This window comes from Paludibacillus litoralis (assembly GCF_037646705.1).
GTDB classification, from domain to species: Bacteria; Pseudomonadota; Alphaproteobacteria; order Rhodobacterales; family Rhodobacteraceae; genus Pikeienuella; species Pikeienuella litoralis.
Map to the genome: position 1 here is coordinate 325,223 of NZ_JBBHER010000002.1, position 14,158 is coordinate 339,380.

13 protein-coding genes are annotated in these 14,158 nt (G+C 69.0%); 4 read left to right on the plus strand and 9 right to left on the minus strand.

The genetic code is table 11. The features are described from left to right. Window positions 1-4: 4 nt before the first annotated feature. Window positions 5-1,561: an acyl-CoA carboxylase subunit beta gene (locus WG921_RS02530; RefSeq protein WP_340107627.1), complete on the minus strand. Its 1,557-nt coding sequence runs from the start codon at window positions 1,559-1,561 to the stop codon at window positions 5-7. Between the two features lie 140 nt (window positions 1,562-1,701). Here WG921_RS02530 and WG921_RS02535 point away from each other — a divergent pair, with 140 nt between their 5' ends. The 3 genes from WG921_RS02535 (at window position 1,702) to WG921_RS02545 (ending at window position 4,317) form a co-directional block, all read left to right on the plus strand. After that, on the plus strand, window positions 1,702-3,243 hold the full coding sequence (locus WG921_RS02535) for an acyl-CoA carboxylase subunit beta (RefSeq protein WP_340107628.1): 1,542 nt from the start codon (window positions 1,702-1,704) through the stop codon (window positions 3,241-3,243). Between the two features lie 33 nt (window positions 3,244-3,276). Beyond that, window positions 3,277-3,498 carry an acyl-CoA carboxylase biotin carboxyl carrier protein subunit gene (locus tag WG921_RS02540; protein WP_340107629.1) on the plus strand — a complete coding sequence of 74 codons (222 nt, stop codon included), beginning with the start codon at window positions 3,277-3,279 and terminating at the stop codon, window positions 3,496-3,498. 93 nt (window positions 3,499-3,591) lie between these two features. Then, window positions 3,592-4,317, plus strand: a complete 726-nt coding sequence (locus WG921_RS02545; RefSeq protein WP_340107630.1) for a GntR family transcriptional regulator — start codon at window positions 3,592-3,594, stop codon at window positions 4,315-4,317. A 15-nt stretch (window positions 4,318-4,332) separates the two neighbouring features. Here the strand turns inward: WG921_RS02545 and WG921_RS02550 are convergent, their stop codons facing one another. The 5 genes from WG921_RS02550 to WG921_RS02570 all read right to left on the minus strand — a co-directional run bounded on the left by WG921_RS02550 (window position 4,333) and on the right by WG921_RS02570 (window position 10,261). Further along, window positions 4,333-6,552 carry an acetate--CoA ligase family protein gene (locus tag WG921_RS02550; RefSeq protein WP_340107631.1) on the minus strand — a complete coding sequence of 740 codons (2,220 nt, stop codon included), beginning with the start codon at window positions 6,550-6,552 and terminating at the stop codon, window positions 4,333-4,335. Beyond that, entirely contained in the window at window positions 6,549-7,337 is a 789-nt protein-coding gene (locus WG921_RS02555) for an enoyl-CoA hydratase/isomerase family protein (RefSeq protein ID WP_340107632.1), read from the minus strand. Before WG921_RS02555 ends, WG921_RS02550 begins: the two co-directional genes overlap by 4 nt. Next, a complete protein-coding gene (locus WG921_RS02560; protein WP_340107633.1) occupies window positions 7,334-8,599 on the minus strand; it encodes a TRAP transporter large permease in 1,266 nt (421 codons plus the stop codon). Before WG921_RS02560 ends, WG921_RS02555 begins: the two co-directional genes overlap by 4 nt. A 10-nt stretch (window positions 8,600-8,609) precedes the next feature. Continuing rightward, window positions 8,610-9,152, minus strand: a complete 543-nt coding sequence (locus WG921_RS02565) for a TRAP transporter small permease (protein ID WP_340107634.1) — start codon at window positions 9,150-9,152, stop codon at window positions 8,610-8,612. Between the two features lie 71 nt (window positions 9,153-9,223). Further along, window positions 9,224-10,261, minus strand: a complete 1,038-nt coding sequence (locus WG921_RS02570) for a TRAP transporter substrate-binding protein (protein WP_340107635.1) — start codon at window positions 10,259-10,261, stop codon at window positions 9,224-9,226. Between the two features lie 143 nt (window positions 10,262-10,404). On the opposite strand from WG921_RS02570, the gene WG921_RS02575 reads away from it, so the two are divergent. Then, window positions 10,405-11,172: an SDR family NAD(P)-dependent oxidoreductase gene (locus tag WG921_RS02575; RefSeq protein WP_340107636.1), complete on the plus strand. Its 768-nt coding sequence runs from the start codon at window positions 10,405-10,407 to the stop codon at window positions 11,170-11,172. A gap of 4 nt (window positions 11,173-11,176) precedes the next feature. On the opposite strand, the gene WG921_RS02580 is transcribed toward WG921_RS02575, so the two are convergent. From WG921_RS02580 to WG921_RS02590, 3 genes are read right to left on the minus strand one after another with little or no spacing between them, the layout of a single operon-like run. Next, window positions 11,177-11,932, minus strand: a complete 756-nt coding sequence (locus WG921_RS02580) for an SDR family oxidoreductase (protein WP_340107637.1) — start codon at window positions 11,930-11,932, stop codon at window positions 11,177-11,179. Next, window positions 11,922-13,151 (minus strand): MFS transporter, encoded by a 1,230-nt coding sequence (locus WG921_RS02585; RefSeq protein WP_340107638.1) that lies wholly within the window; start codon window positions 13,149-13,151, stop codon window positions 11,922-11,924. Before WG921_RS02585 ends, WG921_RS02580 begins: the two co-directional genes overlap by 11 nt. Next, the gene (locus WG921_RS02590; RefSeq protein WP_340107639.1) at window positions 13,151-14,041 is read right to left on the minus strand and encodes an SMP-30/gluconolactonase/LRE family protein; all 891 of its coding nucleotides are present in this window, start codon (window positions 14,039-14,041) and stop codon (window positions 13,151-13,153) included. The genes WG921_RS02585 and WG921_RS02590 overlap by 1 nt, the downstream gene beginning before the upstream one ends. Window positions 14,042-14,158 lie beyond the last annotated feature (117 nt).

A 14,158-nucleotide genomic window follows, 5' to 3' on the forward strand; every position in this document is an offset into this window, starting at 1 on the left:
CGGATCAGAGGCGGATGGTGCGGCCCTTGACGCCGACCTGCTCGGGCAGAATGCGCCAGGCGTCGTCGAGCCAGTCGTTCAGCATCGCCCGCGTCCGGCGCGGGTCGATGATGTCCGGGACCTTGAAGCGCTCGGCGGTCAGGAACGGCGATTCGAGATGGTCGTAATACGCCTCGAGCTCCTCCAGCCGCGCCTGACGCTCCTCGTCCGACAGCGCCGCCAGCTCCGCCTTGTAGGCCGCCTCGACGCCGCCGCTGATCGGGATCGAGCCCCAGCGCGCCGACGGCCACGCGTAATGCAGGTTGATCCCCTGCAGGCGGCCATAGGCGGTGCCCGCCAGCCCGTAGAGCCGGCGCACGACGATGGCGCACCACGGCACGCGGCTCTGCTCGATGGCGGAGACGACGCGGACCGAGCCTTTCACCGTCCCCATCTTCTCGGCCTCCGGCCCGACGATCGTGCCGGGCTGGTCGACGAAGTTGACGATCGGAAGATGGAACGTGTCGCAGATGTCGATGAAGGATTCCATCTTCTCCGCCGCCGCGCGGGTCAGGCCGCCGCCGTAATGCATCGGATCGTTGGCGATCACGCCGACGGGGCGTCCGCCGAGGCGGGCGAAGCAGGTGATGATCGAGCGCCCGAAGCGCGGCGCGGTCTCCAGCACCGACCCCTTGTCGACCACCAGCTCGATGAGCCGCCGCATCTTGTAGACCCGCCGCCGCTCGCGCGGGATGATCGACAGAAGCTCCTCCTCCGCGCGGTCCACCGGGTCGTCGCACTCGATCACCGGCGGCGTCTCGAAGACGCTGGACGGCATGTAGGAGAGGAACCGCCGCGCGAGCGAAAGCGCCTCCTCCTCGTCCTTCGCCTCGTTGTTGATCACGCCGCTGGCGCGGGTGTGGATCTCGGAGCCGCCGAGATCCTCCTTGTGGACCTTGATCCCCATGCCGCGCTCGACCACCGGCGGGCCGCCCGCGAAGACCTGCGAGGTGCCCTTCACCATGATCGAGAAATGCGCGCAGGCCGCCTTCAGCGCGCCGAGCCCGGCGCAGGGGCCGAGCGCCAGCGCGACGACCGGGATATAGCCGAGCGTCGAGGCCATCAGCCATGTCGGATAGCCCGGAATCTTGGTCGAGCCCTGCTGCTCGACGAGCCGGACCGAGCCGCCCGCGCTCTCCACCAGCCGGATCAGCGGCATCCGCATCTCCAGCGCGTAATTCTCGGCGTAGATCCATTTCTCCGAGATCGTCGCCTCGGAGGAGCCGCCCCGGATCGTGTAGTCGTCGCCGTCGATGGCCACCTTGCGCCCGCCGATCTTCGCGGTGCCGATCACCGCGTTGGCGGGGCGCACCGACACGAGATTGTGATTCTCGTCATAGGTCGCCTTGCCGCTCATCGCGCCGATCTCGCGGAAGGAGCCTTCGTCGGCGATCAGCGCGATCCGCTCGCGGACCGTGAGCCGTCCGGAGGCGTGCTGGCGATCCACCGCTTCCTTGCCGCCAAGCGCGCGCGCCATCTCGTTCCGGCGCTCGATCTGATCAACTTCTGGCTTCCAGCTCATCGGCGACGTCTCCTTGTAATCTGTTCCTTGCCGGGGCGGGTTTCTCCCGACGCCGGGGCACCCTAACACCGAATGTTGACATTACGAATACTTTTGGAGTTGATGGTCTGGCAAGCCCAAAGAGCGATCGAAGGTGAAGGATGTCCGATTACAAGCGGTTGATCGAAGACCATGAGGCCCGCAAGGCGCGAATCCTTGAGATGGGCGGGTCCGAAAAGCTGAAGAAGCGCAAGGAAGCGGGTCTTCTCGACGCCCGCGAGCGGGTGGATCGCCTGTTCGACCCGGGCAGTTTCTCCGAGACGGGCATGTTCGCCACCTCGCACAGGCCCGAAGCGCGCGATCGCAGCCCGGCCGACGGCAAGGTCTGCGGCTTCGGCCGGATCGACGGGCGCCCCGCCGCGATCGTCTCCTGCGACATCACCACGCTCGGCGCGTCCTCCAGCCTCAACAACGTCAAGAAGATGGGCCATATCCGTCGCACCGCGACGCAGAACGGCATGCCGATCATCTTCCTGAACGAGACCTCCGGCGCCCGCATCCCAGACACGATGGGCGCGCAGGGAACCGGCTCGCTGGGGCAGGATCCGACCCAGTTCATCCGCGACCGGCGCACGCCTTACGTCGCCGCCTGCCTCGGCCCGAGCTTCGGCACCGGCACCTGGTACACGATGCTCTCCGACTTCGTGGTGATGCGGAAGGGCGCCTGCCTCGCCGTCTCCTCGCCGCGCGTCACCTCGATCGCGATTCGCGAGGCGGTGGACCCCGAGGAGCTCGGCGGCTGGAAGCTCCACACCGAGAAGACCGGCATCGTCGATTACGCCGTCGACTCCGACGAGGAGGCGCTGGACCTCGTCAAGACCTTCCTCTCCTATCTTCCGAGCCACGCCGGCGAGCGCCCGCCCGAGACCGAAGCGCCCGATCCCGCGACGCTGCCGTCGCCGGACAAGATCCTCGATATCGTCCCGACGGAGCGCCAGAAGGTCTATGACGTCCGCAAGCTGATCAAGGCCGTCGCCGATCCGGGCAGCGTCTTCGAGCTGAAGCCGAAATTCGGCCGCGTCGCCACGACGGCGCTGGCGCGGATGAACGGCAAGGTGGTCGGCTTCGTCGCCTCCAACCCGCTCTTCAAGGCCGGCGCGCTCGACCCGGACGGCTGCGACAAGATCACCAGCTTCCTCGTGCTCTGCGACAGCTTCAACATTCCGATCGTGATCCTGACCGACACGCCGGGCTTCCTGATCGGGATCGAAGGCGAGAAGCGCAAGGCGCCCGGCAAGATCATGAACTTCATGAGCGCGCTGCAGATGTGCACGGTGCCGAAGCTCTCCATCGTCACCCGCAAGTCCTACGGGCAGGCCTATCTCAACATGGGCGGTTCGCGAAACTCGGACGAGATGGCGGCCTGGTTCACCTCGGATGTCGGCTTCATGGATCCGAATATCGGCGTCAACGTCGTTTACGGCGTCACCGCCGAGAGCGATCCGCAGAAATTCGAGGAGCTGAAGGCGGAGATCGGCCGCGAGACCTCGGCCTACGACCTCGCCGCGATCTATTCCGCGCAGTCGGTGCTGGACCCGAGAGAGACCCGGAGCTGGCTGCTCAGGATGCTTGAAGTCCATTCGCGCGCAATGGAGAAAGGCCTCTCGCAACGCAAGCTCGCGAGCTGGCCGACGACGTTCTGACCCTTAAACGCAATCTTGAATCGGGAGTGAAACATGGCGGAAATCAAGGTGGAATCGGAAATCACCGGCACGGTCTGGAAGATCGAAACCGGGATCGGCGACGAAGTGGCCGAGGACGATGTGATAATGATACTCGAGTCGATGAAGATGGAGATTCCAGTGCTCGCGCCGGAATCCGGGCGTATAAAGGCGTTCCACGTCGACGAGGGGGCGAACGTCAATGAAGGTCAAGTTGTCGCTACTCTGGAAACCTGAATAAAAATTGATTAGTCCTCCATTCGCCTGACCGGACAGGGACCTTCCTGAACGGGAATTGGAAGGAATAGAATGGCTCGGATGGATTCGCGAATGCCGAAGCTGCTTGGGGCGGCGCGCTCCGCGGCCGGAGACGGCGGCGGAGAGGCGCTCTCGCTTTCGGAGCAGATCGCCTTGAAACTCGCGGAGTCGATCGTTCAGGACGAATACGAACCCGGAGACCGCATCCATGAGGTCGCGGTCTCCGAACGCTTTCAGGTCAGCCGCGGCCCGGTGCGCGAAGCGCTCCGCATCCTCGAAAAGAAGGGCCTGGTCAGCATCCAGCCCCGGCGCGGCGCGATCGTCACCAAGCTCACCATCGAGGAAGTCGAGGACGTGTTCGAGATCCGGGCGACGCTGCTCGGCCTCGCGGGGCGCCGCGCCGCGCTCAAGGGCGACAAGCGGCTGATCGCGGAGCTCCGCGAACAGCTCGGCGAACTGCAGGCGCTGCTCGAACTCGACGACAGCGAGGCCGTCGCCGCCGCCTATCTGGCCGAGGTGCAGGATCTCAATCTCAAGCTCTGCGCCGGAACCGGGAGCGAGCGGCTCGCCGAGATCATCTTTTCGCTGCTGTATCAGACGATGCGATACTCCCGGCTCGGCCTGTCGACGACCGAGCGGCGCGCGCAATCGATCCGGAACTGGACCCGGCTCATCGAGCGTATCGAGGCGGGCGACGCCGACGGCGCCGAGAAGGCGACGCAGACCCTCGTCAACCGCTCCAAGGACATGGCCGTGAAGCTCCTGCGCAAGGAGGCGGAGTTGGGCGCGAGGGGCTGATCGCGCCCGCCTCCCTCACGTCTTCTTCGCCGCCGCCGCCTCCCACCGCGCGAGCGCGCCGAGCGCCTTCGCCGCCTCCGGCAACTCGTCGAAGACCGGAATGCCCGCCGCGAGCGCCGTCAGCCGGTCGGTCCGCCGGCGCGCGTCGGTCGCCTCGGTCCCGTCCGAGCGCAGCGCCAGAACGATCCGCGGCGCGCCGGCGCCCTTGGCGCCGATCCGCGCCGCCTCCCGCACCAGCCCGCCGATCACGTCGACGCGCTGGTTGATGGACGTGGTGAAGACCGGCAGGTTGACGTGGAGGACGATCGCGTCCAGCGCCTCTTCGCCGATCAGGATGTCGAGGATCTCGCCCGCGACGGCGCCGTCGCGGTGGCGGAGCGTCCCCGCCGGCGTGTCCACCGGATTGGCGAGCCCGGTGCCCGGCGGCAGGCCGAGCGCCTCGAGCCGCGCCAGCGTCGGCGCGGAGAAGCGCGGCGTCTCCAGCCCCTCGCGCGCGAAGGCGTCCGCCGCCAGCACGCTCGATCCGCCGCCATTGCCGAAGAGCGCGACCCGGCGCGTCGGGCGCCGCCCGCCGGCGCCGCGCGCCTGCATGAGCAGAAGCGCGTTCAGGAACTCGTCCAGCGTGTCGACGACGACCGCGCCGGTCTGCCGTTCGATCCCGGCCCAGAGCCGCGCGTCCGCCGCCAGCGCGCCGGTATGGGAGGCGGCGGCCCGCCCGCCGGCCTCCGTCCGCCCGCCGACCAGCATCACCACCGGCTTCTCGCCGCCATGCTCCTTCAGGCGCTGGACGAAGCGGCGCCCGTCGCGCACATCCTCGAGGTAAAGCCCGATCACCTCGGTCTCGGGGTCGGTGAAATGATGCTCCAGAAGGTCGGCCGGCGTCAGGTCCACGCTGTTGCCGAGCGTGGTGACGGCGGAGAATTTCAGCCCCCGCGCGCCGCCCCGGAGGATCACATCCACCGCCAGCCCGCCCGATTGGGAGATCACCCCGACGCCGCCCGGCGTCGGATCGGCCCCGCCGACGAAGGTCAGCCCGCCGCGCGGCGAATGCACGCCGAGGCAGTTCGGCCCGATCAGCCGGAACCCGCCGGCCCGCGCCGTCTCCAGCAGGCGGCGCTCCTTGTCGGCGCCGTCCTCGCTTTCGCCGAAGCCGGAGGACATGACCTGCACGAAGCGCGCCTTGCCCGGCGCGGCGCCGAGCGCCTCCAGCGCCGCGTCGGCGCCGATGGCGACATAGGCGAAATCGACCGGCTGATCGAGCGCGGCCAGCGACGGCGCGGTCTTCAGCCCCTGGACCTCCGCCGCCTTCGGATGAATCGGCGTGACGCTCCCCTTGTAGCCGAAGGCGAGGCTGTGGCTGATCACCTCGTTGCCGAAGCCGCCGCCCGATGAGGACGCGCCGAGAATGGCGATGCTTTCGGGCCGGAAGAGCGGGCGGAACGCGGCCCGCGTCGCCTCCCGGTCCAGCGCCGGCGCGGGCTCCGTCGCCGCCGCCGCCTCCGCCGTCAACAGGATGCGCGCGTCGGCGGCGACCACGCCCGAAGGGCCGGCGATCAGCGGGTTGACGTCGATCTCCGCCGCCTCCCCGTCGAGCGCCATCATCACGCCCTGCGGCCCGCCGAAGGCGACCAGCGCCGCGACCAGCGCCTCCATGTCGACGCCCGCGCGCCCGCGCGCGCCGGTCAGGATCGGCGCCGCCTTCAGCTCCGCCAGCATGGCGCGCGCCTCCGTCTCGTCGATCGGGCAGGCGCGGAAGGCGACATCCTCGAAGATCTCGACGAAGACGCCGCCGAGCCCGACCATGACGCAGGGGCCGAAGCGCGGATCGGCGACGCCGCCGAGAACGAGCTCGACGCCCGGCGCGGCCTGCTCCTCGACGAGGAACCCGTCCGCCTCGACCCCGGCCTTCGCCGCGGCGGCCTCGATCGCCGAGAGCGCCCCGGCGACCTCGGCCGCGTCCTTGAGATTCAGCCTGACGCCGCCGAAATCGCTCTTGTGCGCCCCCTCGCGCGTCAGGATCTTCGCGACCAGCGGCGGCGTCAGCCCGGCGAGCGCCGCGGCGGTCGCGTCCTCGGGGCGCGCCAGCCGCACGCCGCGCGGCGTCCCGACGCCATAGGCCGAGAGCGCCGCCTTCGCCGCCATCTCCGAAAGCGCCTTCGCGCCCGTCCGCCGCGCGGCCTCCGCCGCTTCGCGCGCCGGTCGGCGCCAGTCCGCGCCGCTCAAGTCCTGGTTCATCTGAATCGCCATTCCGGTTTACGTTTCTCGTTGAATGCGTCGACGCCTTCGCGCCGATCCTCGCTGGCCGAAAGCCGCTGATGGATCGACACTTCGAGCGCGAGCCCGGTTTCAAGCCCGGTCTCGACGCCCCGGTCCATCGCGCGTTTCGCGCCCTGGATGGAGAGCGGGGCGTTGCGCGCGATCCGCGAAGCGGCCGCCAGCGCCTCGTCCACCACCTCGGCGGCCGGCGAGACGCGGTTCACGAGGCCCCATTCCAGCGCCTCCGCCGCGCCGAACCGCCCCCCGCTCAGCACCAGTTCGCGCGCGCGCCGCAGCCCGACCGCGCGCGGCAGAAGCTGCGTGCCCCCCGCGCCGGGCATGATGCCGAGCGTGATCTCGGGCAGGCCGAAGGACGCGTCCTCGGCCGCGTAGATGAAATCGCAGGCGAGCGCGAGCTCGCATCCGCCGCCGAGCGCATGGCCCCGCACCGCCGCGATCACCGGCCAGGGAAAGCGCCAGAGCGTCTCGAACGCGTCGCGAAAGAGCGCGTGCTGGCGCCGCCAGACATCGTCGCTCATGCCGCGGCGCTCCTTGAGATCCGCGCCGACGCTGAAGGCCCGCTCGCCCGCGCCGGTCAGCACCACGCAGCGGACGTCGTCGCGCCGCCGCAGCTCATGGCCGAACAGCGCCAGCATGTCCTCCGCCGCCTTCGTGTCGAAGGCGTTCATCGCCTCCGGCCGGTCGAACGTGACCAGAACCACGCCGGCGCCCCGGCTCTCCCACCTGAAGCGGCCCGCGCTCATAGCAGCGAGGGCAGCCAGGTGGAGAGCGCGGGAATGAAGATCATCAGAACTCCGTAGAGGATGCCGACGATGAGGAAGAGCGGCAGCTCCTTGAACGCCTTGTCCGCCGAAAGGTTGATCACCCCCGCCGCCGTGTAGAGCCCGACGCAGACCGGCGGCGTCAGCAGGCCGAGCCCGGCGAAGGCGGTGAAGACGATGTAGAGATGCTCCAGCGGCACGCCGAGCGTGGTCGCCACCGCCATGAAGATCGGCACCGTGAGATAGAAGTTCGGGATGATCTCGATGAAGGTGCCGAGGATCAGGACGATGACGCCGACGATCAGCAGGAAGGTGATCCCGTTCGCGCCGAAATTCACGAAATAATCGGTCATGTGCTGCGGCGCCTGGGTGTAGGTCAGCACGATCGACAGGAAGGTGGCGGTCGCGATGATCGAGAAGATCACCGACGTGGTCACCGCCGTGGCGCGGAGCGCGCTCCAGATCGCGGCGAACGTCAGCTCCCGATGGATGGCGAAGCCGACGAAGATCGCCCAGACCGAGGCGACGGCGGCGGATTCGGAGGGCGTCAGCAATCCGCCATAGATGCCGCCGAGAATGATGAAGGGCGTCATCAGGCCGGGGATCGCCGCGACGAAGGCCCGCCAGCGCCCCGCGCCCGAAACCCGCGCCTCCCGCGTCATGTGGCGGCAGCGCCAGAGCACGAGGAAGATGAGCACGAACATCAGCACGAAGCCGGGCAGCACCCCCGCCGCGAACGCGTGAGAGACCGGAACCCCGGTGAGCGCCGAATAGATGATCGCCGCGTTCGAGGGCGGAATCAGCGCCTCCAGCAGCCCCGCCGCCGCCGCGAGCGTGACGGTGAACGGGCGCGAATACCCCTTCTTGATCATCTCCGGCATCATGATCGTGCCGACCGCGGTGATCGCCGCCAGGATCGAGCCGCAGAAGGCGGCGAAGAAGCCCATCGTCATCACCATCGCGATGCCGAGCCCGCCGGGCCAGTGCCCGACCAGCGCCAGCGCGAGGTCGACCAGCCGGCGGGCGACGCCGGCGCGCAGCATGATGAGCCCGGTGAAGATGAACAGCGGGATCGCCAGCAGCACATGTTTGGTGACGGCGCCGAAGGAGATCTGGATCAGCGTCGACCAGGGGAGGTTCAGCCCGGCGATGGCGACCAGCGACGAGCCGACGCCGAAGACCAGAAAGATCGGAACCGCGAGGAAAAGAAGAAGAAGCGACGAGCCGATTGCGATTGCGACCATCAGCGCGCCCTCACTCTGTGACCGCGTGGACGCCCGCCAGGGCCGCCCCGCCGGGTTCGTCGTAGCCGGTCACTGCGCGCAGCAGGTTCTCGACCGCGAAGCTGATCAGGATCGTGAAGCCGACCGGAAACGAGAGGTAGATGTACCAGATCGGGAATTCCCACTCCATTTCGGTCACCTGCCCGATCATGCGAAACAGGCTGGTGGCGTCCCACCCCGCGACGACGAAGGTCGCGCCGGCCGCGATCGCGATCAGCGAGATCACCGCCTTGAGCGCGCGCCGGCCGCCGGAGCCGAGCTTGTCGGGCAGGAAATCCACCGAGATATGCGCGCCGCCGCGCATCAGCACCCCGGCCAGCGGAAACACGAGCCAGGGCATCAGGATCGGCGGCAGTTCGACGACGAATCCGAAGCCGGTTCCGGTGATGTAGCGCGTCACCGCGCCGCCGAACACGATCAACACCATCAGCGCGACGAGCAGCGCGCCGACGGCGATGGCGAGGCGTTCGAGCACCGTGTTGAAGCGGATCAGGCGCGAGAGGAGGAGGGTCATTCAGGACTCCAGGTCGGTGCGGAGCGCAGTCCCGCCCGGCGCGCGGCCGGGCGGGATCGGTCGGCCTTTGCTCAGTCCTTCGCGGCGTCTTTCGCGACGAAGGCTTTCGCCGCCGCGATCACGTCCGCGTCGACGAAGTCGCCAAGCTCGGGGATCACCTTCCCTTCGTCGATCTCGGTGAAGGCCGCGAGCTGCTCGTCCGTGAGCGTGTCGACCTGGCCGCCGCGCGCCTCGAACTCCTCGAGGACTTGGGTCGAGAACTCCATGATCGACTTTGTCGATTCGGCGGAGATTTCGGCGCCGACCTCCTGAAGGATCTGCTTCACGTCGTCGGGAAGCTGGTCATACCAGGTCTGATTCGCCAGGGTGAACGCGTCGGCGTGGAAGAGGAACGGCAGCTGCCCGTATTTCAGATACTCCCACCAGCTATAGGCCTTGATCGCCGAAGGCACGGTGTTCAGCGTGTCGATCATGCCGTTCTGCAGCGCGGTGTAGACCTCCCGCGTCGGCATCGAGACCGCGTCCGCGCCGAGGGCGCTCCAGCGCGGCCGTTCGATCCCGGCGAGATAGCGCGCCTTCAGGTCCTTGAACGCCTCCGGCGTGGTCAGCGGGCGCGCGGCCGAGAAGGTCATGTAGGGGCCGGTCGGGTTGTAGCCGATGAGCTGGGTCCGGGTCCGCTTGAGAAGGCCGGTCCAGATCTTGTTGCCGGTCTCGTCGTCATTGAAGAAGCGCCGAAGCTGTTCAAAGCTCTTGAACGTTCCCGGCAGCGCCTCGACATTGTAGTTCTTGTCGACCGGCGGAAAGCTGACCACGCCGACGACGCCGCCAAGCTCCACCGCGCCCGAGGAGAGCGCGCCCATGATTTCGCGGATGCCGAAAAGCTGGCCGGACGGAAAGGTGTCGATCCGGATCTTGCCCGCGCCGCGCTCGTTCACGCGCTTCGCGAACTCCTCGGCGAAGATCGCGCTCTGATGCGCCGGCGCCCAGTGATAGCTGAGCCGCGCCACGATCTCCTCTGCGCTGGCGGGTTGCGTCGCGCCGAATGTCGCCGCGGCGAGCGCCGCCGCGCCTGCGGCGACGGCGGAAAGGCGGCTGAAGTGTTGAAACATGCGATTTCCTCCGTATCGCGATCTGCGCGGGCGGCGATCTCTGATGAATCGTTTCGACCGGCGTTATGGCTGTGAATGTTGACATTCTGGATTCACTCGCGTCAACCTTCTTGTCGCGTCTGCAGGAAAAAAGGGAACGGTCCATGGTCGATGATCTGGCGGGCGATGTCGTCTGCGTCACAGGCGCCGGTTCGGGCTTCGGCGCCGCGATCGCGCGGCGCTACGCGAAGGCCGGGGCGCGCGTCGTCGCCGCCGGCCGGCGGCTCGCGCCGCTGGAGGCGCTGGCCGGCGAATATGGCGGCGCCATCCTGCCGCTGCGCCTCGACGTGCGCGACCGCGACGGCGTCTTCGAGGCGTTCGCGTCCCTTCCCGACGCCTTCAAGGCGGTCTCCATCCTCGTGAACAACGCCGGGCTCGGCGTCGACCGCGGCAAGGCGCAGGACGCCGCGCTCAGCGACGTGGAGACGATGATCGCGACCAATATCAGCGGCCTGCTCTACTGCACCCACGCCGCCCTGCCGGGGATGCTCGCGCGCGGGCGCGGGCACATCGTCAATATCGGCTCGGTGGCCGGGCGCGCGAACGGCCCCGGAAGCGCGGTCTACGGCGCCACCAAGGCCTTCGTTCTGCAGTATTCCAAGAACCTCAAGACCGACCTGATCGAAACGCCGATCCGCTGCAGCTACATCGCGCCCGGCGCCGGGGAGACCGAGTTCTGGTCCGTCCGCTGGGCGGGAGACGAGGAGAGGGCCCGCGCCGCCTGCGCCGGCTACAAGCCGCTCCAGCCCGAGGACGTGGCCGAGGCGGTGGTCTTCGCCACCTCCATGCCCGCCCATGTCGACGTCACGGAGCTGGAGCTGATGCCGCGCCGGCAGGGTTTCGGCCCGCGCATCATCGCGCGGGAGGGCTGACGGCTCAGGCCCCGCCGCCCACGTCGAGGATCGAGCCCGTCACATAGGACGCGGCGTCCGACGCCAGCCAGAGAATCGCGGCCGCGACCTCGTCCGGGGTCCCGGCGCGGCCCATCGGCAGGCGCGGCCCGCGTTTCTCGACCCGGTCCGGCATCCCCGCCCGGACGTGGATCTCGGTGTCGATCATGCCGGGCCGCACGCCGTTCACCCGCACGCCTTCCCCCGCCAGCTCCCGCGCGAGGCCCCATGTGAACGTGTCGAGCGCGCCCTTGGAGGCGGCGTAATGGACATAGAGCGCCGCCGCCCCGTGTTTCGCCGCCAGCGAGGAGACGTTGACGATCGCGCCGCCGCCGCCGCCCGCGCGCGTCGACATCCGCGCCGCCGCCTCCCGGCTCGCGATCATCGCGCCGGTGACGTTGACCGCGAAGAGCGTCGCGATCTCCTCCCAGCTCACCTCCGAGAGCCGCATCGGTCTCGGCGCCGTGCGTCCGGCGTTGTTCACGAGGCAGCCGAGCGGCGGCAGCAGCCGGTCCGCCGCCTCGAACAGCGCCATGACCTCCGCCTCCGAGCTCAGATCCGCAGGAAGCGCCGCGGCCGTCCCGCCCGCCGCCTCGATCTCGGCGACGAGCGCCTCCGCCGCCTCCCGCTCGCTGCGGTAATTGACGCCGACCGCCCAGCCCGCGCGCGCCGCCATCCGCGCCGTCGCCGCCCCGATCCCGCGCGATGCGCCGGTGATCAGCATGGTCCGTTCAGCCGTCATCTCTCATCTCCTTGGTTTTTCTCACATTCGGGGCGAGCGCGATCCCGGTCGCGGCCATGAAGGCGGCGATGATCGCGACGCCGGCGCCGTAGCCGCCGAAGACCGCCGCCGACAGACTCAGCATCGCCGGGCCGAGAAGGCCGCCAAGATAGGCGAAGACCATCGTCGCCGACGTCGCCTTGAGCGTCCCGGTCGCGCTGTCGCGGGCGACGCCGATCCGCGCCACCTCCGACAGAAGAACCCCGCTCCAGCTCATCGCCCCGAAGCCGAGGACGGCGCTGAACAGCGCGGTCGCGAGCAGCGGCCATTCCGGCGACATCAGCAGCATCAGCATCAGCGAGGCCGCGCCGCACCAGGCGAGGCCGAGGAGGATCAGCGGCGGGTTCCCGCCATCCGCCCGCCACCCCCAGAAGATCCGCCCGGCGATGCTGGCGACGAGGCTGATCGAAAGCATCGCCGCGGCCATCGCCGGCGCGAGGTCGAGCCAGCTCCAGAGCAGGGTCACATAGATCGACATGAATCCGAACTGCATCATCGAGAAGGAGAACGCCGCCGCCGCCACGCTCCTGAGCTCCGGCTGCGCGATCACCGCCGCGGCGATCCTCAGCGGGCCGACGAAGCGGATCGACGCGCTCGGCTCCGCGTCGTCGCCGAGCGCGGAGCGCGTCGGAAACGCCAGAACCGCCACCGTCACCGCGAAGAGCCCGGTCGCCGCCACCGCCGCGCGCCAGCCGAAGCCGAGCGCGATCGCGGGGAGGACCGCGCCCGCCGCCGCGCCGCCGATGGAGACGCTGGACTGCTTGATCGAGAAGAGCAGGTTGCGCCGCCGCGCCGGCGCGATCCGCATCAGGATGCGCGAGCCGAGCGGGTTCACCGGCCCGTAGGCGACCCCGATCAGCACCGCGCCGAACACCACCCCCCAGACCGATTCCGCGAGCGCGACGCAGGCGACGCCGAGCGCGGCCGTCACGAGCGACAGCGCCGAGCCCTTGAACGAGCCGAGCCGCGCCATCAATCCCGAAACCCCGTTGGAGGAGAACAGCGCCACCCCGAAGACGATGGCGGTGAAATACCCGACATTGGCGGCGTCGACGCCGATCTCACCCGCGGCGAGGGGCGCGAGCACCGGCGCCGTCTGGCCCATGCCGACGATCGCCGACTGATAGGCGAGAACGAACCCTACCCCCCAGACCGGCGTAAGCTTGCCGGCGCCGGCCATCAGCCGATCAGCCAATGCGGCGGGGGCGGCCCGGCGACGGGGGATCGGAACCGCGCCAGCCGGTCCATCTTCAACGAGCCGATATAGGCGTCCTTCAGGTCCGCCCCGCCGAAGGTCACCGAGGTCGGAAACCATGTCGGCCCCTCGTCCGGCCCCTCGACCGCGACGATCGGCTCGCCCTCCGGCGGCAGCACGATCAGCGCGTTGCGCGTGATCTCGGTGATCCAGAGCGCGCCGGCCGCGTCCACCGCGATCCCGTCGATCAGCGCGCCGGGCCAGAACCCGTCCGGGCCATGGACGCGCCGATTCGAGAGCGCGCCGTCGCCGCCGATATCGAAGGCGGAGACCCGGCCGAGCGCCGTCTCCGCGACATAGAGCACGCTCTCGTCCAGGCTGAGCCTGACCTCGTTGGTGAAATGGAACCCGTCGGCGACGATTCGCGCGCCGGCGGCGTCGATCAGCATCACGTAGCCGTCCGGGCGCGGCGTATCGATCGCCTGCCTGCGCGGCTCCGTCCGGGTGGAGACCGAGACCCAGAGCCGCCACTTGCTGTCGAACAGCGCGAAATTGACCGCGCCGAGCGGCTGGCCGTCGAGCCGGTCGAGCAGCGTCTCGCTGGTCCCGTCGCGCTGAAGGCGCTGGAGCGAGCCCGCGTCGATATTCGCGACGACGAAGGAGCCGTCCCTGTCCATCGCGATTCCGTTCGGCGCGCCGCCGAGGGCGCCGATCCGCTCCTGGGCCCCGTCGGGGGCGAGCTTCAGCACGCCGCTCTTGTCGTCCGAGATCCAGAGCGTTCCGTCCTTCTGCGCCAGAATGCATTCCGGGCGGCTGAGCCCCTGGCCGACATGGTCGATCCGGTCGAGCGACAGGGTGTAGTCGATCGGGCGCATCGCGGTCCTCCGTTCCATTTTACGCAGGAAGTTGCTGGACTCTCCGGCGTGTGTGAAACAAAGTTAAGATTGTCGGCAATGACTATGTCAACCGCGTTTGCTGGAAACCGCCCAGGC